This is a genomic window from Sphingomonas sp. PWP1-2 (genome assembly GCF_049898305.1).
GTDB lineage: Bacteria > Pseudomonadota > Alphaproteobacteria > Sphingomonadales > Sphingomonadaceae > Sphingomonas > Sphingomonas glacialis.
In genome coordinates this window covers 61,954-81,282 of sequence record NZ_JAFCXM010000007.1, presented here as the reverse complement: position 1 = coordinate 81,282, position 19,329 = coordinate 61,954, and the positions used below count along the sequence as shown (strand labels likewise).

At 67.4% G+C, this 19,329-nt stretch carries 20 protein-coding genes; 8 read left to right on the top strand and 12 right to left on the bottom strand.

The features are described 5' to 3' along the window. Positions 1–66 precede the first annotated feature (66 nt). The 5 genes from pheT to hisN form a co-directional block, all read right to left on the bottom strand. A complete protein-coding gene (gene pheT / locus ACP7C5_RS16805) occupies positions 67–2,430 on the bottom strand; it encodes a phenylalanine--tRNA ligase subunit beta (RefSeq protein WP_426265115.1) in 2,364 nt (787 codons plus the stop codon). Next, positions 2,427–3,503: a phenylalanine--tRNA ligase subunit alpha gene (gene pheS, locus ACP7C5_RS16800; protein ID WP_426265114.1), complete on the bottom strand. Its 1,077-nt coding sequence runs from the start codon at positions 3,501–3,503 to the stop codon at positions 2,427–2,429. The genes pheT and pheS overlap by 4 nt, the downstream gene beginning before the upstream one ends. Positions 3,504–3,699: 196 nt before the next feature. Beyond that, the gene (rplT, locus tag ACP7C5_RS16795) at positions 3,700–4,065 is read right to left on the bottom strand and encodes a 50S ribosomal protein L20 (RefSeq protein WP_133191094.1); all 366 of its coding nucleotides are present in this window, start codon (positions 4,063–4,065) and stop codon (positions 3,700–3,702) included. 17 nt (positions 4,066–4,082) lie between these two features. Then, the gene (gene rpmI / locus ACP7C5_RS16790) at positions 4,083–4,286 is read right to left on the bottom strand and encodes a 50S ribosomal protein L35 (protein WP_010184218.1); all 204 of its coding nucleotides are present in this window, start codon (positions 4,284–4,286) and stop codon (positions 4,083–4,085) included. Positions 4,287–4,711: 425 nt separating this feature from the next. Then, the gene (gene hisN, locus ACP7C5_RS16785) at positions 4,712–5,494 is read right to left on the bottom strand and encodes a histidinol-phosphatase (protein WP_426265113.1); all 783 of its coding nucleotides are present in this window, start codon (positions 5,492–5,494) and stop codon (positions 4,712–4,714) included. Between the two features lie 163 nt (positions 5,495–5,657). On the opposite strand from hisN, the gene ACP7C5_RS16780 reads away from it, so the two are divergent. The 5 genes from ACP7C5_RS16780 (at position 5,658) to ung (ending at position 9,850) form a co-directional block, all read left to right on the top strand. Beyond that, entirely contained in the window at positions 5,658–6,662 is a 1,005-nt protein-coding gene (locus tag ACP7C5_RS16780; RefSeq protein ID WP_426265112.1) for a GGDEF domain-containing protein, read from the top strand. A 383-nt stretch (positions 6,663–7,045) separates the two neighbouring features. Then, positions 7,046–8,515 carry a S41 family peptidase gene (locus ACP7C5_RS16775; RefSeq protein ID WP_426265111.1) on the top strand — a complete coding sequence of 490 codons (1,470 nt, stop codon included), beginning with the start codon at positions 7,046–7,048 and terminating at the stop codon, positions 8,513–8,515. 198 nt (positions 8,516–8,713) lie between these two features. After that, positions 8,714–8,842 carry a hypothetical protein gene (locus tag ACP7C5_RS16770; RefSeq protein ID WP_268249508.1) on the top strand — a complete coding sequence of 43 codons (129 nt, stop codon included), beginning with the start codon at positions 8,714–8,716 and terminating at the stop codon, positions 8,840–8,842. Positions 8,843–8,844: 2 nt separating this feature from the next. Further along, on the top strand, positions 8,845–9,147 hold the full coding sequence (locus ACP7C5_RS16765) for an alkylphosphonate utilization protein (RefSeq protein WP_229839393.1): 303 nt from the start codon (positions 8,845–8,847) through the stop codon (positions 9,145–9,147). Positions 9,148–9,157: 10 nt separating this feature from the next. Then, on the top strand, positions 9,158–9,850 hold the full coding sequence (ung, locus tag ACP7C5_RS16760; protein WP_426265110.1) for a uracil-DNA glycosylase: 693 nt from the start codon (positions 9,158–9,160) through the stop codon (positions 9,848–9,850). Here ung and ACP7C5_RS16755 read toward each other — a convergent pair. Genes ACP7C5_RS16755 through ACP7C5_RS16740 form a run of 4 tightly spaced genes read right to left on the bottom strand, consistent with a single transcriptional unit; the run spans position 9,847 to position 14,411 of the window. Further along, positions 9,847–10,863 (bottom strand): DNA polymerase III subunit delta, encoded by a 1,017-nt coding sequence (locus tag ACP7C5_RS16755; RefSeq protein ID WP_426265109.1) that lies wholly within the window; start codon positions 10,861–10,863, stop codon positions 9,847–9,849. The two genes, ung and ACP7C5_RS16755, sit on opposite strands and share 4 nt — an antisense overlap. A gap of 21 nt (positions 10,864–10,884) precedes the next feature. Next, on the bottom strand, positions 10,885–11,388 hold the full coding sequence (lptE, locus tag ACP7C5_RS16750; RefSeq protein ID WP_322161446.1) for an LPS assembly lipoprotein LptE: 504 nt from the start codon (positions 11,386–11,388) through the stop codon (positions 10,885–10,887). Further along, complete coding sequence (gene leuS / locus ACP7C5_RS16745; RefSeq protein ID WP_426265108.1) at positions 11,385–13,937, bottom strand: leucine--tRNA ligase; 2,553 nt, start codon at positions 13,935–13,937, stop codon at positions 11,385–11,387. Before leuS ends, lptE begins: the two co-directional genes overlap by 4 nt. A gap of 12 nt (positions 13,938–13,949) precedes the next feature. Next, positions 13,950–14,411 carry a DUF3576 domain-containing protein gene (locus ACP7C5_RS16740; RefSeq protein ID WP_133191112.1) on the bottom strand — a complete coding sequence of 154 codons (462 nt, stop codon included), beginning with the start codon at positions 14,409–14,411 and terminating at the stop codon, positions 13,950–13,952. A gap of 252 nt (positions 14,412–14,663) precedes the next feature. Here ACP7C5_RS16740 and ACP7C5_RS16735 point away from each other — a divergent pair, with 252 nt between their 5' ends. Further along, a complete protein-coding gene (locus tag ACP7C5_RS16735; RefSeq protein WP_240698954.1) occupies positions 14,664–15,392 on the top strand; it encodes a hypothetical protein in 729 nt (242 codons plus the stop codon). A gap of 6 nt (positions 15,393–15,398) precedes the next feature. Here ACP7C5_RS16735 and ACP7C5_RS16730 read toward each other — a convergent pair whose 3' ends face one another. Then, complete coding sequence (locus ACP7C5_RS16730; RefSeq protein ID WP_426265107.1) at positions 15,399–15,845, bottom strand: thiamine phosphate synthase; 447 nt, start codon at positions 15,843–15,845, stop codon at positions 15,399–15,401. 76 nt (positions 15,846–15,921) lie between these two features. Between ACP7C5_RS16730 and ACP7C5_RS16725 the strand changes: the two genes are divergently transcribed. Then, positions 15,922–16,602 (top strand): YggS family pyridoxal phosphate-dependent enzyme, encoded by a 681-nt coding sequence (locus ACP7C5_RS16725; protein ID WP_426265106.1) that lies wholly within the window; start codon positions 15,922–15,924, stop codon positions 16,600–16,602. Continuing rightward, entirely contained in the window at positions 16,599–17,261 is a 663-nt protein-coding gene (locus tag ACP7C5_RS16720; protein WP_133191118.1) for an HAD family hydrolase, read from the top strand. Before ACP7C5_RS16725 ends, ACP7C5_RS16720 begins: the two co-directional genes overlap by 4 nt. Here ACP7C5_RS16720 and ribA read toward each other — a convergent pair. Together ribA and ACP7C5_RS16710 are read right to left on the bottom strand one after the other, a co-directional pair. After that, entirely contained in the window at positions 17,258–18,334 is a 1,077-nt protein-coding gene (gene ribA, locus ACP7C5_RS16715) for a GTP cyclohydrolase II (RefSeq protein ID WP_426265105.1), read from the bottom strand. The two genes, ACP7C5_RS16720 and ribA, sit on opposite strands and share 4 nt — an antisense overlap. After that, positions 18,331–19,125 carry an exodeoxyribonuclease III gene (locus tag ACP7C5_RS16710; RefSeq protein ID WP_133191122.1) on the bottom strand — a complete coding sequence of 265 codons (795 nt, stop codon included), beginning with the start codon at positions 19,123–19,125 and terminating at the stop codon, positions 18,331–18,333. Before ACP7C5_RS16710 ends, ribA begins: the two co-directional genes overlap by 4 nt. Between the last annotated feature and the right edge of the window lie 204 nt (positions 19,126–19,329).

The window sequence follows — 19,329 nt, the reverse complement described above, 5'->3', positions numbered from 1 at the left end:
CAGCCCGAAGCACTCGGACGACGGTGGCCCCCGGCACAAGGCCGGGGTGACGGTCGGTAGTCGGAATCAGCCGCGCAAACTTGCCCCCAGCTTAGCCGCCGCGCCAATCACCTTGTCGGCGATCGCCTTGAGATCGGCCTCGGCAAAGCTCTTCTCGCCCGGCTGGAGCGTCACTTCCACACCCAGGCTCTTATGCCCCGGCTCGACGCCCGTGCCGGTGAAGACATCGAACAGCCGCGCCGCGACGATGCTCGCCTTGTCCGCGCCCTTGACCGCGCGCACCAGCGCTTCGGCGGCAAGCGCCTCGGGTACCAGAAACGCGAAGTCACGCCGCACCGCCTGCAACGCCGGCGGCGCATACGGCGCGCGCGCAAAGCCGGTCGCGCGCTTCGCCGGAAGCGCGTCGAGATACAGCTCGACCGCCGCCACCGGCCCGTCGAGATCGAACGCCCGCAAGGTCAACGGATGGACCATGCCAAACGCCGCAAGCACCGTCTTCGGCCCGAGCCGCAGCGTGCCCGACTGCCCCGGATGCCACGCCGCGCCGGCATCCCCCATCACCTGCAGATTCTCGACCGGTGCCCCGATCGCGGCGAGCAGCGCGAGCGCCTCGGCCTTGGCGTCGAACGCGTCGAACGGCTTGGCCTTGCCCTCCTGCCAGCCGCGCGCGCGATTCTCGCCCGCAAGCACGACACCAAGCGTCGGATGCTCGCCACCCGCCAAATAGCGACGCCCGATCTCGAACAGTCGCACGCCCGCCGCACCGCGCTTCATGTTGCGCTCGGCCGCCGAGAACAGGCCGGGCAGCAGGGACGGCCGCATGACCTTCAGTTCCTCGCTGATCGGATTGGCGAGCGTCCAGGCGCCGCCACCGATCGCACTCGCCTGCGCGTCCGACAGGAAGCTCCAGGTCAGCGTCTCGTTGAGCCCGCGCGCGGCGGCGGCGCGACGCGCGCGGCTCTCGAGACGCTGCTCGGGCGTCGCGGTCGGCTTGGCGACGCCCGCCGCGCGCGGGAGCGGCACGGGAGCGACCGAATCGATCCCCTCGATGCGGATGATTTCCTCGACCAGATCGGCGGGGCCATCGACGTCGCGCCGCGCCGGCGGCGGCAACACGGTCCAGTCGCCCTCGACCGTGAAGCCGAGCGCGGTGAGGATCGCACGCTGGCGATCCTCGGCAACCGCGAGGCCGCCGAGCGTTTCCGCGAGCGCCGGATCATAAGCGATCCGCTTGCGCTCGAGCGGCGGCGCACCCGAATAGGTCGGCGCGCTCGCGGCGCCGCCGCACAGATCGAGCACCAGCCGCGTCGCGATCGCCAGCCCCTCCTCGAGGAACGCCGGATCGACGCCCCGCTCGAAGCGCGAGCGCGCGTCGGAGGTCAGCATCAGCGCCTGGCCGGTGCGCGCGATGCTCTCGGGGTCGAAATAGGCGCATTCGATGATGACGTCGGTGGTCTCGGCCGAAACGCCCGAATCCTCGCCGCCCATGATGCCGCCGATGTCGTGGACGTGCGCCGCGTCGGCGATCACCGTCATCGTCTCGGCAAGGCTGTAGGTCTTGCCGTTGAGTGCGACGACCTGCTCGCCCGCCGCCGCCTTGCGCGCGACGAGCCCGCCCGAGAGCTTGGCGCGGTCATAGACGTGGAGCGGCCGCCCGAGATCGAACATCACGTAATTGGTGATGTCGACCAGCGTCGAGATCGGCCGCTGGCCGATCGCGGTGAGGCGGCGGCGCATCCACTCGGGCGCCTCGCCATTGGTGAGGCCGCTGACGCTCTGGGCGAAGAAAGCGGGGCAGCCCGCCGCATCGTCGGTGCGCACGTCGGGGCCCTCGCCCGCGCCCTCGACCGGGGCATAGGCCAACGGCTTGGCCGTCCCCAACCCGGCGACGACCAGATCGAGCGCGATCCCGCGCACGCTCATGCAATCGGGGCGGTTGGGGAGCACGTTGATGTCGATCACCGGATCGTTCAGCCCGGCATAATCGGGATAGGCCATGCCGATCGGCGCATCGGCGGGGAGCTCGATGATGCCGTCATGGTCCTCGCCGAGCTCGAGATCGCGCGTCGAGCACATCATGCCGTTCGATTCGACCCCGCGGATCGCGGTGACCTTCAACACCATGCCGTTCGACGGCACCGTCGCGCCTGACGGGCCGAACACGCCGAGCATCCCGGCGCGCGCGTTGGGCGCGCCGCAGACGACCTGGAGCGGGCCGTCACCGGCATCGACCGAGAGCACCTGCAACTTGTCCGCCTGCGGATGCGGCGCGGCGCTGAGCACCTTGGCCACCTTGAACGCGGCAAGCGTGGCACCCGGATTCTCGACGCCTTCGACCTCGAGGCCGATCCGCGTCAGCGTCTCGACGATCGTGTCGAGCGACGCGTCGGTTTCGATATGCTGCTTGAGCCAGTCGAGGGTGACCTTCATGCGCCGACTCCCTGGCTCAGCGTGGGCACGTCGAGTGCCGAGAAACCATAATGCTTCAACCAGCGCGCATCGCCCTCGAAGAAGGGACGCAGATCGTCCATCCCGTATTTGAGCATCGCCAGCCGATCGACCCCGACCCCGAAGGCGAAGCCCTGCCACTCCTTGGGATCTAGCCCGCACGCCTCGATCACCTTGGGATGGACCATCCCGCTGCCGAGCAGCTCCATCCAGCCTTCCGAACCGCCGAGCGTACGGCGGCCCTTGACCGTGGTATAGCCGACATCGACTTCGGCCGACGGTTCGGTGAAGGGGAAGTAGCTCGGGCGCAGGCGGAGCACTATGTCGTCGCGCTCGAAAAACGCCTTGAGGAAGGTCTCGAGCGTCCATTTGAGATGGCCGAGCGTGATGCCCTTGTCGATCACCAGCCCCTCGATTTGGTGGAACATCGGCGTGTGCGTCGCGTCCCAGTCCGAGCGATAGACGCGGCCCGGCGCGATGATGCGGATCGGCGGTTCCTGGCTCATCATCGTGCGGATCTGCACCGGCGAGGTATGCGTGCGCAGCACCTTCGCCTCTTCACCCTCGGCGGCGTTGAGATAGAACGTGTCGTGCATCGCGCGCGCCGGATGGCTCTCGGGCATGTTGAGCGCGGTGAAATTGTGCCACTGGTCCTCGATCTCGGGCCCGGTCGCGACGGCGAAGCCCAGATCGGCGAAGATCTCGGCGAGCTCGTCCATCACCTGACTGACCGGATGGACCGAACCATGCGGCGCGGCGTCGGCGGGGAGCGTCATGTCGAGTGTTTCGCTGGCGAGCCGCGCGTCGAGCTCGGCACGGTCGAGCGCAGCCTTGCGCGTCGCGATCGCGGTCGTGACCGCCTCGCGCAGCCCCTGGATGCGCGGCCCCTGCACCTGCCGCTCGTCGGGCGACATGCCGCCGAGCGTCTTGAGCAACGCGGTCACGCTCCCCTGCTTGCCGAGGCCCTGCACCCGCACCGCTTCGAGCGCATCGAGCGTCGCCGCCGCGTCGATCGCGGCGAGCAGGTCGGTTTTCATCTGGTCGAGGTCGGTCATTGCTTGTCCGTTCGTGCTGAGCCTGTCGAAGCACCGCTCTTCGTCAGGGTGGCGTTAGAAGAAAGACCAGGGCTTCGACAATCCCGGATCCGGCCCGGATCCGGTCCGCGACCGAACGGGAGTGGGAAACGCGCGCAAAAAGAAAGGGCGCCGGTGTTGCCACCGACGCCCCGATCTCGTCTCGTAGCAGGTCGCCTCAGGCGGCCTGGGGCAGAGCCGCCTTTGCCTGCGCGATGATGACGCTAAACGCGGCACCCTCGTGCATCGCCAGATCGGCGAGGACCTTGCGGTCGAGTTCGACGCCGGCGAGCTTCAGGCCGTGCATGAACACGCCGTAAGTGAGGCCCTCGACGCGGACAGCCGCGTTGATGCGCTGGATCCAGAGCGCACGGAAGTTGCGCTTCTTAACCTTGCGATCGCGATAGGCGTACTGGCCGGCCTTTTCGACCGCCTGACGGGCGATACGGATCGTGTTCTTGCGACGGCCATAATAGCCCTTCGCCAGATTGAGGATCCGCTTGTGCTTTGCGTGGGTGGTTACACCCCGTTTTACGCGTGCCATTCTCTAATTCCTTCCGCTCAGCCGAGACCGTAAGGCGCCCACGCCTTGACGGTTGCCGTATCGGCCTTGGACAGCAGCTTGGTGCCGCGGTTCTGACGGATGTACTTGCTGTTGTGGCTCATCAGTCGGTGACGCTTGCCGGCGACGCCGTGCTTCAGCAGGCCGGTTGCGGTGAGCTTGAAGCGCTTCTTGACGCCGCTCTTCGTCTTGAGTTTGGGCATTTTCGTCCTTTCCAAATATGCGACGATCTATGAACGGCCACGGCAGCCCATACCGGCCGGGCAGTTCCTCTTACTCGCAGGAGGGGCGGCGCTTAAGCGAGAGTCGCGCGAAACGCAAGGCGGCAATGCGCTCGCGCTGTCCTACACGCGGCGAATCTGCTAGGGTGGAACCCGCTCTTTGAACTCGTCGAAAACCGAAGTGCCGCGTGGCGCGATCGCGCGCAGACGTCTGCCCAACACCCGTCACCCCAGCGAACGCTGGGGTCTCGAGCCGCCAGCGCGCGGCCTGCGCCACGAGATCCCAGCTTGCGCTGGGATGACGAAGGGCCGCCGTTCGCGCATTAGCACAGAATCAGAAACGATCCCCCCGTTCGAATTCCGTCCAGGGGTCAATCGAGTCAACCACCCCTCGGTTCATCGCAACCTCAATGCCCGCGGCAGGCGAGCGCCTCGAGAATCTCCTCGATCCGCGCCGGATCGCCCGCCGCGACGACTTCGCCGACCGAATCGGCGGTGAGCGGGTCGCCCTGCCAGTCGCACATCCGCCCGCCCGCACCCTCGACCACCGGCACCAAGGCGGCGAAATCGTGCAGCTTCAGCTGCGCCTCGACCACCACGTCGAGCCAGCCGCTCGCGACGCAGCCATAATTGTAGCAATCGCCGCCGAGCACGGTGCTCATCACCGCGCCATCGAGATGCTCGAAGGCATGGAGTTGCGAATCGTCGAACAAAGCGGGCGAAGTCGTCGCGAGCAACGCCTTGCCGAGATCGGCGCACCGCCGCGTCGCGGCGGGCTTGCCGTTGAACAGCGTCGGCTTGCCCATCACGCCCGTCCAGCGTTCGCGCAGGATCGGCTGGTCGATCACCCCCATCATCGGCCAGCCCTCGATCACCAGCGCGATCAGCGTCCCGAAGATCGGCCGGCCGGAGATGAACGCGCGCGTCCCGTCGATCGGATCGAGCACCCAGGCGCGGCCGCTCGTGCCCTCCTTGGTGCCATATTCCTCGCCGATAATCGCGTCGGCGGGAAAGGCGCGCTCGATCAGCGCCCGCATCGCCGCCTCGGCGGCGCGATCGGCGAGCGTCACGGGCGAGGCATCGTCCTTCGCCTCGAGCCCGTATTCGGCACGGTAATAGGGTCGGATCGCCGCGCCCGCCGCATCGGCAAGGGCAGCAGCAAGGGCGAGATCGGTGTCGGTAACGCGCATCCGCATTTGCCTAAAGCGGCTGGCGGGGTTTCGCCAGCCATCACGTCGCTGACGCCCCGCGTTTCTGTGCGAACGGCCAGTCACCCAATTTTAGCAGTTGGCGTGTAGACAGGCAGGACTGGCCACCGCGTGTGGCACATGATGCTGAGGGGCTTTGACAGCGATGGGTCTAGCGAGGAGCACACGGCTCGTTGCAGCCGAAGATCGTGCTGCGCAGGTCTTCGATTGCGTCCGTGCGTTCCTGACGCTGCACCGGCTGAGCGCCGACCCGGCGCATTACGCGTTCGCGCACGAGGTGGTGTGCAATCCCACCGGCGTGCTCGCCCAGTCGGTCGGGACGATGACCGAGGGCGGCATCCGCTTGTCGACGCGCGACATCGAGACGCTTGGCGGCGGCCACGCCGAATCGTCGAACGATTCCGCTCCGTCCGACGGACTCGTCGCGCAGACGCAGATGCAGGTCGAGGGCTTCACCGACATGGTCCGCTCGATGCGCGCCGAGACCGCCGATTTCGGACGCGATCTCGCCGCGAGCGCCACGGCGATGCAGGGCGGCGCGAACAGCGACGACTTGGTTCGGCTGACCGCGGTGATGCTCGATCGCGTGCGCTCGGCCGAAGCGCGCTTGCAGGCCGCGACGTCCGAGGCCGACCAATTGCGCGAGAAGCTCGAGGAAGCGCGCGGCGACGCCCGCCGCGACCCGCTGACCGGGCTTCCCAACCGCCGCGCGTTTGAAGAGGCGTTTGCCGAGCACATGGAACGCGGCACCCGGCTGTGCCTCGCGGTATGCGACGTCGATCGCTTCAAGCGCGTCAACGATCAGTTCGGCCATTCGGTCGGCGACCGCGTGCTCAAGGCGATCGCCGAGGCGTTGAGCACGGCCTGCGACGGCCATTTCGTCGCACGCTACGGCGGCGAGGAATTCGTGATCCTGTTCTCGAACGTCGATCTCGCAAAGGCCCACACGACGCTCGAATCGGCGCGACTCACCGTCGATGCCAAACGCTACCGATTGCGCGAGACCGACACGCCGCTTGGCGCAGTCACCTTCTCCGCCGGGCTGTCGTCGGCCGACGTCGGAGAGCCGCTCGGCGCCGTATTCGGGCGCGCCGACAAGCTGCTCTACGCAGCAAAGGACGGCGGCCGGAATCAAGTCCGCCTCGCATAGCAAACTACGCCCATATTTGGCGTAACTTCCGATACGACCTTTGGTAACCTTGCGAAGCACTACGCTATTACTTTGTTTTCGCTGATTTTCTTGATCTGGCACGGCGCATGCAAAGGTCTTGGCATCGACGCTTCGGATGGTCCGGAGCGCCAGATTGCGAAGGGACCTCCATCATGACCGACCGTTTCGAATCGCTCCAACGCGTCGCCGTCTCGCTCGTCGCCGCATTCATGCTCACCGCCCTTCTGGCCTCGACCGCCGTGTCGCTCGCCCCGATCGCCTGATCGGGAGCGGGCAACCGCGTGTCTTTCGACGCCCTCGCATTTTCGGACTGACAAGGTCGATACAGGCCCTTAAGCTGCTCTTCTTTGGGGGAGTTGTTGATGACGAAGCGGCGCAGCGTGACCCATTGTCTGGCGCTTGCCGCCTTGCTCTCGGCCTGCAGTGGCGGCGGTGGCGGCGGAGGCGGGTCGACCTCGAGCCCGACCGCATCGACTCCCGCGCCGACACCCACCCCGACGCCAACCACCGTCGCGGGCTGTTCGCTGCGCGACCGCCAGGATTGGGCGGCAGCCCAGCTGCGCGAATGGTATCTGTTCCCCGATACGCTGCCCGCCGTGCTCGACCCGACGCCGTATGCGACGGTCGGCGACTATGTCGACGCGCTGACGGCAACGGCGCGGGCGCAGCGCAAGGACCGCTATTTCACGTACCTCACCTCGATCGCGAGTGAGACCGCGTTTTACGACAGCGGCGCCAGCGCCGGCTTCGGCTTCCGTCTGGCGATCGATTCGACCGCGCGACGCGCGTTCAGCGCGGAAACCTTCGAGGGCACCCCCGCGCTCGCCGCCGGAATCGATCGCGGAACCGAAATCCTTGCGATCGGTACGACAACGGCGGATCTCCGAACGGTCGATTCGATCATCGCCACGCAAGGGAGCGCGGGGGTAAGCGATGCGCTCGGCCCCAACACCGCCGGAACGACGCGGCTGCTCCGGATCAACGACGCCGGCGGCACGCGCACCGTGACGCTCAGCAAGACCGATTTCGCGCTCACCCCGGTCTCGAGCCGCTACGGCGCGCAGATCATCAACGATGGCGGCCGCCAGGTCGGCTATATCAACCTGCGGACCTTCATCTCGACCGCCGACCCCGCGCTGCGGGCGGCCTTCGCGTCGTTCCGAACCGCCGGGATCACCAACGTCATCATCGATCTGCGCTACAATGGCGGCGGACTGGTCTCGATCGCTGAGTTGATGAGCAATCTGCTCGGCGCGAACCGCGCGACGTCGGACGTGATCGACTACATGACCTTCCGGCCCGAGAAGTCCGCGAACAACACGACCGCGTTCTTCGCGCCGCAGCCGCAATCGATCACGCCGACCAAAATCGCGTTTATCGGGACCGCGGGCACCGCCTCGGCAAGCGAGCTCGTCCTCGCGGCGCAGATTCCGTATCTGCGCGCCAATGTCGGGCTGATCGGCACCAACACTTATGGCAAGCCCGTCGGGCAGATCGCGCTCGACCGCCCGCAATGCGACGATCGGCTCCGCGTCATCGCCTTCGCTCTGCAAAATGCCAACCGCCAGGGCGCCTATTATGATGGCGTGCGCAGCATCGTCGAGGCCAGCTGCCAGGCAAATGATGACATCACCCATCAAATGGGGAGCCCGCTCGAAAGCTCGACGCGCGCCGCGCTCGATTATCTCGCCGGTCGCAGCTGCACACCGATCACCGCTGCCGCGACGAGCAGCGTCGCGGCGCGCTCGTTCCGCGCCGATACCGCCGCGCTCGAACTGATGACGCCCGACCATCCCGACTCCGGGCAGCGCCAGGTCCCGGGGTCGTACTGAGCAATTGTTGGGGAGTGCCGGACGCAAAGGCGACCAGCGTCCGGCCGCAGGGTAACGGGCGCCCGCCACACAAGGCGCCGCGATCCGTCCTCGATCGTGGCGCACGCGATCAACCCGCGCGTGTCCGAATTGATGCGGGTCCCCCCGCGCTTTGGCGCTAGGGTCGGGCGGGGCCTTTCGCCCCCGTCAGGAACCGTCATGGCGAAGAGCCAAAAGAAATCGAACAAGGAAGTGCGCAAGCCCAAGGCCGAGAAAGCGCCCAAGGCCAATGCCTCGAACCCGACCAGCAAGGGCCAGCCTGTCCCGATGGTCACGATCAAGAGCTGAACATGAGCGACACCGACAGCTATATCTATGACGAAGCCAGCGGCGAATGGGTCGCCGCGGCCGACGCGCCAGCCGCCGCGGCCGACGATACCGTCGTCGTCCGCGATTCGGTCGGCAACGTGCTCGCGGACGGCGATCAGGTCACGCTGATCAAAGATCTCACCGTCAAGGGCGCCGGGCAGACGCTCAAGCGCGGCACGCTGATCAAGGCGATCCGGCTGACCGGCGACGCGCAGGAAATCGATTGTCGTTACGAGGGTATCAAGGGCCTCGTGCTGCGCGCCGAGTTCGTCCGCAAGCGCTGACGGGACGACGATGCAGCCCTTGCCTCCGCGCTGGCGTGAAGCGTTGGCGAGCGACGTCGCGCAGCCATACATGCAGGCGCTCGATGCCTTCCTCGATGCCGAGCAGGCAGCGGGAACCGAGATCTTCCCGGCCCGCGCCGATTGGTTTCGCGCGCTCGAACTGACGCCGCCCGAAGCGGTGCGCGTCGTGATCCTCGGGCAGGATCCGTATCATGGGCCGGGCCAGGCACACGGATTGAGCTTCTCGGTCCCGAACGGCGTACGAATCCCGCCGAGTCTCCGCAACATCTACAAGGAGCTCGAAACCGATCTCGGCATCGCACCTGCCCCGCACGGCCTGCTCGACGCATGGGCGGCGCAGGGCGTGTTGTTGCTCAACGCGGTGCTGACGGTGCGGATGGGCGCCGCTGCCTCACACCAGAAACGCGGCTGGGAGCGGTTTACCGACGCAGTGATCCGCGTGGTGGCGGCGTCGCCCGATCCCACCGTGTTCGTGCTGTGGGGCGCGCACGCGCAGAAGAAGGCGGCGTTCGTTCAGGACGTGACGCAGGGTGGCCGGCACCTCGTGCTCAAGGCGGCGCATCCCTCGCCTTTGTCGGCTTATACCGGCTTTTTCGGCAGCCGCCCCTTCTCCGCCGCCAACGCGTTTCTCACCGCGCACGGGCGCGGCACGATCGACTGGGCGTTGCCGCCAGGCGCTTAACCGCGCTGCCGCGCCGCCATCCGCGCAACGCCGAGCATCGCCGCGTCCGACAGGACCGTTCCCGCATTCGACGGCGCCATCGTCGCGCGTTCGGCGCGGCGGACGCGGTCGATCGCGTCGCTGATCTTGGGTGCCGACCAGATCCGCAGCGCCGCCGCGGTCGCCGCGCGTTCGCGAAAGAAAACGCGTTCGATCACGCTGTTGATGTTCGCGCCATTATCGATCTCGGCGCGCAGTTCGGCCAGACTCATCAGGCGGCGCACGAGCTGGCGCAGCAACGGGATCGGCGAGACGCCCGCGACCGCGAGCCGCGCCAGTTCCTCGCCGAGCACGTCGGGCCCGCCGCCGATCGCGGCATCGATCGCGCGCGACATTTCCGAATCGCCGAGATCCGCGCCGATGGCATCGAGCGCGGCATCGTCGAGCTCGCGCGGCCGCTCGGGCGCGGCGTCGAGATAGAGCGCGATCTTCTCGAGCTCGCGCGTCATTACCGCTCGGTCGCCCGCAGCCGCGAGCGCGATCCGCGCGGCGGTGCCGCCCATCGTGCGCAGGCCCTGTTCGCGCGCGATGCTCGTCGCGATCTTGTCGGCCTCGCCGCCCTCGGGGACGTAGAACACGCACGACATTGCGCGCGGGTCGCCCGTCGCAAGCTTGACCAGCGCTGATGTCGCCTTGGCGCTGGGCGCGAGCAGGACGACGGGATTGCCCGCGCGCTCGGCCGAGAGCAGCAAGGTCGCCGCCGCAACGCTTTCCTCGCCCGCGCCCGCGACGCGGATGTGGCGGGCGGTGCCGAACAGCGACATCGACGCGGCTTCGTCGGCAAGCCGCCCGGGATTGGCCTTGAGCAGAGCGGGCTCGAGATCGACACGCTCGGCATCGGGCCCGAGCGCGCGCGCAACCCGCGCCGCTACGTCGCGCGCGCCCGCTTCATCGGGGCCGTAGAGCACGTAAAGCCGGATGTCGGGGTTGCCGCTGTCGATCGCGCGCGTCAGCTGGCTGAGATTGGCTTTCACGACGCCCGCCCGCGGGGCATGTCAGCGCGGCTCGGGCGCGGTACGCTGCACATAGGTTGCGACGCGCGCGACGATCTGGTCGGCGACGATCTGCGACAGCCGTTCGAGCGCGGTGTCTTCGGCGGCGATCGTCGCATATTCCGAATTGACCGCGTCGATGCCGGCGTCCGACCCGGCGGTCGCGTCGAGCAGCACCGATCCGTTCGACAGGTCGACCAGCTGATAGCGCGCGCGCAGCGTCCGGCGCTCTCGCGAAATGCTGTTGTCGCGATTGACGCCGAGCCCGGTGATCTGATCGTCGAGCTTGATCTCGAGCCGGTAGCGCGGGGTCGCCTGCGCGTGGAGCCGATCGCGCAGCGCGTTGGTCATCAGCCAGCCCGACTTGCCCTCGATCGGACCGACCTCGATCTGCGTCAGCCCGCCCGCGACCACGCCAGAGCCGCCGCCCGAGTAGAGCGGATGCAGCCCACAGCCCGCCAGCGCGAGCGCGGCGAACGGGACGACGAGGGCAAGCCGCCGCATCATGCGACGATGTTCACGAGACGATCGGGCACGACGATGACCTTCCGGGGGGCTTTGCCTTCGAGGATGCGGACGATCTTGTCCGACGCGAGCGCCGCGGCTTCGACCGCATCGCTCGGATGGCCCTTGGGCATCGTGAGCGTGTCGCGGAGCTTGCCATTGACCTGCACCGCGATGGTGACTTCGTCCTCGACCAGCAACGCGGCATCGACTGCGGGCCACGGCGCGTCGGCGATCAGGCCTTCGTTCCCGGCGGCGGCCCACGCCTCTTCGGCGAGATGCGGCGCCATCGGCGCGACGAGCCGCATTAGCGTGGCGATCGCGGTGTCGCGCGACGCAGAGGGCTCGGCGCGTTCGATCGCGGCGGTGAGCTCGTACAATTTGGCGACCGCCTTGTTGAAGCTCAGCGCCTCGATATCGAGCGCGATGCCGGCGATGCTCTGGTGCAGCTTGCGGTCGAGCGCGGCGTTCTTGCCGCCCCCCTCGCCGGCACGCTCGCCGTCGAACAACCGCCACAGCCGCTGGATGAAACGCCACGAGCCTTCGATCCCGCTTTCGCTCCACGGCAGATCGCGCTCGGGCGGCGAATCGGAGAGCATAAACCAGCGCGTCGCGTCGGCACCATACTGATCGACGATGCCGGTCGGGTCGACGGTGTTCTTCTTCGACTTCGACATCTTCTCGACGCGGCCGACGGTGACCGCCTCGCCCGTCGCTTTCTCGGTCCAGCCATCGCCGTTGCGCACGATATCGTCGAGCGACAGCCATAGCGGCTTGGTGATGCTGTCGACGCCGTCGCTGCCGAGCTCGGTGATCTGGCGGCTATAGGTCTCGTGCGTCACCATGCCCTGCGTGAACAGGCCGGCGAAGGGTTCGGCCACGTCGAGCAGCCCGATATGCTTCAGCGCACGCGTCCAGAAGCGCGCATAGAGCAGATGCAGGATCGCATGCTCGACCCCGCCGATATATTGCGCGATCGGCAGCCACTTTTCCGCAACGGCGCGGTCGAACGGCTTGTCCTTGGGCTGGCTGGCGAAGCGGATGAAATACCACGACGAATCGACGAAGGTGTCGAGCGTGTCGGTCTCGCGCCGCGCTTCGCCACCGCATGACGGGCACGCGACATGCTTCCACGTCGGATGGCGATCGAGCGGGTTGCCCGGGATGTCGAACGACACGTCCTCGGGCAGTACGACGGGGAGCTGATCCTTGGGCACCGCCACCGCGCCGCACGCGTCGCAATGGATGATCGGGATCGGCGTGCCCCAATAGCGCTGACGGCTGACGCCCCAGTCGCGCAGGCGGAACACGGTCGATCCGGTGCCCCAGCCCTCGCCCTCGGCGCGCTGGATGACCACGCGCTTGGCATCCTCGACGTCCATGCCATCGAGGAAGTGCGAGTTGACGAGCGTGCCGGGGCCGGTCGCGGCCTCGGTGCCTTCGAACAGCGGGTCGGTCACATCGCCGTCGGAGACGACGCGGCGGACCGGCAAATCGTACTTCCGTGCGAAATCGAGATCGCGCTGGTCGTGCGCGGGGACGCCGAACACCGCGCCGGTGCCGTATTCCATAAGCACGAAATTGGCGATGTAGACCGGCAGCTGCCACGCTGGGTCGAACGGATGCGCCGCGGTGAGGCCGGTGTCGAAGCCGAGCTTTTCCTGCGTGTCGAGCTCGGCCGCGGTGGTGCCGCCGCGCTTGCACACAGCGATGAACTCGGCGGCGGCGCGGTTCTCGGCCGCCAGCGCCTGCGCAATCGGGTGATCGGCAGCGACCGCGACGAAGCTCGACCCGAAGATCGTGTCGGGGCGCGTGGTGAACACCTCGACCGCGCCGCCGTCGGACAGCTTGAAACGGAACTGCAGCCCCTGGCTGCGCCCGATCCAATTCTCCTGCATCAATTTAACCTTGTCGGGCCAATGCTCGAGCCCGTCGAGGCCTTCGAGCAGTTCGTCGGCAAAGTCGGTGATCTTGAGGAACCACTGCGACAGCTTGCGCCGCTCGACCAGCGCGCCCGAGCGCCAGCCGCGCCCGTCGATCACCTGCTCGTTGGCGAGCACGGTCATGTCGACCGGATCCCAATTGACCGAGCTTTCCTTGCGATAGACCAGCCCGGCCGCGAACAGATCGAGGAACAGCGCCTGCTCATGCCCGTAATAGTCGGGCTCGCAGGTCGCGAGCTCGCGGCTCCAATCGAGCGCGAAGCCCAGCCGCTTCAGCTGCGCCTTCATCGTCGCGATATTGTCGCGCGTCCAGCCGCCGGGATGGACGCCCTTCTCCATCGCGGCATTCTCGGCAGGCATGCCGAACGCGTCCCACCCCATCGGGTGGAGCACTTCCATGCCGGTCATCCGCCGATAGCGCGCGAGCACATCGCCCATCGTATAGTTGCGGACATGGCCCATGTGGATCTTCCCCGACGGATAGGGGAACATCTCGAGCACATAGGAGCGCGGCTTGGTCGAGCTATCGTCCGCGGCGAAGGTGGCGCGGTCGTCCCACACCTTCTGCCAAGCCGCGTCCGCCTTCAGCGCATTGAAGCGTGACGCCATAAGAGTGCTGCCTCAGCCCGCGACGGCGGCGCGACGCAGGTCACGCGCCTTGGTCAGGATGATGTCTTCGAGCTTCTGGACGGTTGCCGCCTGGACCGGGGCCGCAACCCACTGGCCCCCCTGGTTGACCTGGCGCAGCGCTGCGACGCGCAGACCGTCGGCGCGCAGATCCTGGTCGAGGATCGTCACCGTCACCTTGACGCGCTCCGAAGGCGCCGCCGGGTTGATATACCAGTCGGTCACGATCACGCCGCCGTTCGAATCGGTCTGCAGCAGCGGCATGAAGCTCAGCGTGTCGAGGCTCGCGCGCCAGAGATACGCATTGACGCCGATCGTCGTCACCTTCGACGCGGCGAGATCGGCGTTGACCGGGCGGCCACCCTTTTGGCCGCACGCGCCGAGCGACAGCGTTGCGGCAAGCGCGCATGAAACCACGAAAAGGGTGCGGGGCGCGGTGCCTGAGCGGCGGATCATCGGCGGTTCCTGAGCAAAACGGAGACTTGGGAGTGGCGGTATCTATAGAATGTTGCGCGTTCGCCGCAAGCAACACCTCCGGCGGCTCCTTCGACGATCGGGCAAGGTCGAGCGGGGCATCGCGCAATGTGTGTCCTTCGTGACACTCTTCAGGGAAATTGCGCCATTACGGTGGTGCGACGGAATTGATTCGTGATAGGCGCGTTGTCAGATAAGCGATGCCGAATTGAGGCTCGCACGAAGGGGTCGCACGTGTTGTCTGTTCGTTGGTTGTCCGGGATTGCTGTGGGGTCGCTCGTCGCCCTCGGCTGTGCCGTGGCTCCGGCACTCGGCGCAAGCGAATCGCCGGCGGCACGCTTTGCCGCCAAGCGGCCCGTGTTCGTGCGCGGCATCGGTTCGTTCACTCCGGCGTCTGCAGATCCCCGGCTCGCTGCGATCTTCGCGCGCGGTGGTCTCGATACCAGCGGCTTCCGCTTCACCCCGTCCGATGCACGCGGCGAAGGCGCCCGCCCCGTGACGGTTGCGATTCGCGCCCGCTCGGCGCGCGGCATCGCCGTGGTCGATCGTACTGCGCCGGTTGCGGCCTCGACCACGAGCCTGACGCCGATCGCCTACAATCTCGGCGTCGCCGTCGGCTGGAAGCGGTTCGCCGTCTCGGGCGACGTCTCGAAGGTCGACCTCGCCGGTCTGCCCGGTGGTCGCGAGGCCGCCGATCTCGGCGTGAGCTATACCGGCAACCGCTTCACCGGCCGCGTCAAGGCAGCGACCGATCGTCCGCTCGCCGGCGCGCCCAAGTTGATCGAGGACGCCCCGGCCTATTCGATCGACGTCGGCGGCTCGTATGCGCTGACGCGGCGGATCGATGTCACTGCCGGCGTCCGCTACAAGGCCGAGCGTGATCGTCTGATCGAACAGCCTGCCGCCGATGCGACTCGTCGCGACAGCCAGGCCGTCTATGTCGGGACCGCGTTCCGCTTCTGACGCGACTCAGGGCGTCAGCCCGTCGATCGCCGCCCAGCCGACAAACCCCAGCGCCTTCATCCGCTTGAACCGCGCGCGCGTCATGCCGCCCAGCGCGATTGCCGGACATCCCGCTGCACGCGCGATCGCCGCGGCGCGCAACGGCCCAAGCGCGCGCGCGCCGGGATGCGTCCGCGTCGGATAAACCGGCGAGACCAGCACCGCGGCGGCACCGGTGCGGCGTGCGGCGATCGCCTCGCGAAGCGAATGCGCCGGGTGCAGCGCGCTGCGTTGCGCGGCGCCGCCGCCCTCGACCAGCACGAGCGCCCGCTGCCGTGCGATCTGCGCGACTCGGGCGAACAGCGCGGCGCGCTCGGCGGGCGCAGTGGCGAAATGCCGGAACACCACCCCGCTTCCCTTCGGAAGCGCGGCGAGCGCGGGCCATAGCGCCGCGCCCATCCGCTCGTCGGTCATCAGCCACAGCGCCGGCGTGGGACGATTGCGGCATATGGGGTGACGCAGGGGCATAGTCGCGCCTATAGCGCCGCCAATGTCCACCGACGACCCCACCGCCGCCCCTGCCGCTGCGCTCGCCGCCGTCCAGGCCGCGATCGCCCATGCCGCCGCGCTTACCGACCGCAAACCCGAGTCGGTCACGCTGATCGCCGTCTCAAAGACCAAGCCCGCCGAAGCGATCGAGCCCTTGCTCATCGCCGGCCAGCGCGCGTTCGGCGAGAATCGCGTGCAGGAAGCGCAGGCCAAATGGCCCGCGCTGCGTGATGCCTATCCGGGTGTCGCGCTCCATCTCGTCGGGCAGCTGCAATCGAACAAGGCGGAGGACGCCGTCGGCCTGTTCGATGTGATCCATTCGGTCGACCGCCCTTCGCTCGTCACCGCGCTTGGCCGCGCGATGGACAAGCGCGACCGCCGGCCCGACTGCTTCCTTCAGGTCGACATCGGCGACGAGCCGCAAAAGGGCGGCTGTCCGATTGCGGACCTCCCCGCCTTGCTCGCCGAAGCGCGTGCCGCGGCATTGCCGATCCTCGGGCTGATGGCGGTCCCACCGCTCGAAACCGAGGCCGCCCCCTATTTCGCGCTGCTCGCCAAGATCGCGCGCGACCACGGTCTCGATGCGCTCAGCATGGGCATGTCGGGCGATTACGAAACCGCGGTAATGCTCGGCGCGACGCATGTCCGCGTCGGCACCGCTCTGTTTGGAAGCCGCGCATGACCTTCGATGCGATCATCTTCGATTTCGATGGCGTGCTGATCGAAAGCGAAGCGGTCGGCAACCGCCAGATCGCCGACTATCTGACGAGCATCGGCCATCCCACCACGGCGGCCGACTCGTTCGCCAATTTCATGGGCCTGTCGGGCGCGTCGTTCATCGGCGCAGTCGAGCGCTGGATCGGGCGCACGCTTCCCGACGATTTCCACACCGCGCGCCGCGCCGAAGACGATCGCGTGATGCGCGAGGGGATCGACGCGGTCGAAGGGGCGGTGCAGTTCATTCTCGACTTGCCGCCCACGCAGCCCAAGGCGATTGCCTCGTCGAGCTCGACCGCATGGATCGCGCGGCATCTCGAGCATATCGGCCTGCGGGATGCATTCGGCGACCGCTTGTTCTCGGGCAAGGAACATGTCGTCAACGGCAAGCCCGCACCCGACATCTATCTCCACGCCGCCGCCGCGCTCGGCGTCGATATCGCGCGCTGCGTGATCGTCGAGGATTCGCCCGTCGGGGCGACCGGCGCGGTCGCCTCGGGGGCGCATGTCATCGGCTTCGTCGGCGGCACGCATTGCGGCCCCGATCATGCCGACAAGCTGCGCGCGATCGGGGTGCACGACGTGGCGGGCGACTTCGCGACGATCCGGCGCCTTATCGCCTAGAACTGATGCCCCGTGCGGTCGCGCTTTGTCGCGAGATAGCGCTCGTTGTGCGGGTTGGCCGGGAGGAAATGCGGCACGCGCTCGACCACGCGGATCCCTGCGCCCTCGAGTTGTGCGACCTTCTGCGGATTGTTCGTCAGCAGCCGCACCGAAGTCTGGCCGAGCAATGCGAGCATCCGTGCCGCGACGGCGAAATTGCGCGAATCGACCGCGAAGCCGAGCCGCGTATTGGCGTCGACCGTGTCGAACCCCTGATCCTGCAGCGCATAGGCGCGCAGTTTGTTGATCAGCCCGATCCCGCGTCCTTCCTGGCGCAGGTAGAGCACGATCCCCCACCTGCTCACGGCGATCGCGTCGATCGCGGCATGGAGCTGTGGCCCGCAGTCGCATTTGAGGCTGCCGAGCATGTCGCCAGTCAAACACTCGCTGTGCAGCCGCACGAGCGGCGGGCGGCCGTCGGGCTTGCCGATCAGCAGCGCGATATGCTCGCCGGGCATTTCCGGCGTTCGGAACGCGACGATCTCGGCATCTTCGGCGCCGACGACGGGGAGATGCGCGCGCGTCGCGATGCTTAGCCGCGCGGCGTCCTCATGCGCGTCGATATCGCCCGGTGTCAGCACCAACGCGGCCGATTCGCCCGCGCGCGCGAAGAACGCCGGCAGCACGCCGCCGATCCGCGCGAGGCGTAGCGCAGCGGCCCCTGCTTCGGTCTCGGCGAGATGGATCGCGCGGAACGGTCCCTTCATCGGCGTGTCGAGATCGAATTGCGGGTCGGCAAGCGCGGTCGCCATCGCAAAGTCGATCCACGGCACGCGCTCGACCAGCACCGGCGCATCGGGTGCTGCCGCCTCGAGCTGGTTGGCGAGCTTGAGCGTCGCCGAGCGGCCCGCCGAGAGCAAGAGCGGCGCGCTTGCGGCCGGATCGAACGCGGCAAGCCGCGGTGGATCGGCGGTCTCGATCGGCAGCAGCGCAAGCGTGCCATCGGCACCCGCGATCGCGACCGGCCAGCCGCGCCGCAACGCATCGATTGCGAGCGCGGTCTTGTGTGCGTCGCCAGGAATGGAAGCGCTCATATCGCGAACTCGGTCATGATCGGCACATGGTCGGAGGGTTTGAGCCAACTGCGGCATTCCTCATAGACATGGTGCCGCGTCGCCTTGGCCGCAACATCGGCGGTCGCCCACATATGGTCGAGCCTGCGGCCGCGATCGTTGAGCGTCCAGTCGGCCGAGCGGTAGCTCCACCACGTATGCAGTCGCGCCGGTGCCGGGAAGAAATGGCGCCCGAGATCGACCCAGCTGTTCGACGCCTTGAGTCGGTCGATCGCCGCGACCTCGATCGGCGTATGGCTGACGGTCTTGAGCAATTGCTTGTGGCTCCACACGTCCGATTCGAGCGGGGCGATGTTGAGATCGCCGACCAGCACCGTCGGCACGGTCAGCCCCTGCGACCACTGCGTCATCCGCTCGAGAAAATCGAGCTTCTGGCCGAATTTGGGGTTCACCGCGCGATCGGGCACGTCGCCGCCGGCGGGCACATAGACATTCTCGATCCGCAGCCCCGATTCGAGCCGCACGCCGACATGGCGTGCTTCCTGATTGGCTTGCCAGTCGAAGCGGTCATCCTCGACGAGCGGGACCTTCGACACGATCGCGACGCCGTGGTGCATCTTCTGCCCGTGGAGCACGATGTGGGTGTAGCCGAGCGCGCGAAAGCTGTCGGTCGGGAAATCCTGATCGACCACCTTGGTTTCCTGCAGACACAGGATGTCGGGGGCCATCTCGCGCAGGAATTGCTCGACGATGTCGAGGCGGAAGCGGACCGAATTGATGTTCCACGATACGATCTTGAGCGGTGTCGTCATGCGAGCGCTGTAGCCATCGTGACCGTCCCACGCCACCCGCCGCTACCCGACGCCAATACCGGATATGGAAAGGCCCTCGCTCCGGGGGCATGGAGCGAGGGCCGACCTAGCGTTCGTCACGCAGGCGGGAAGCAAGGGTCCGGGCAACAGGGGGAAAAATCCCGGTAGCACCTCGCATCCGCAAAACCGCATTACCGCTGCAAA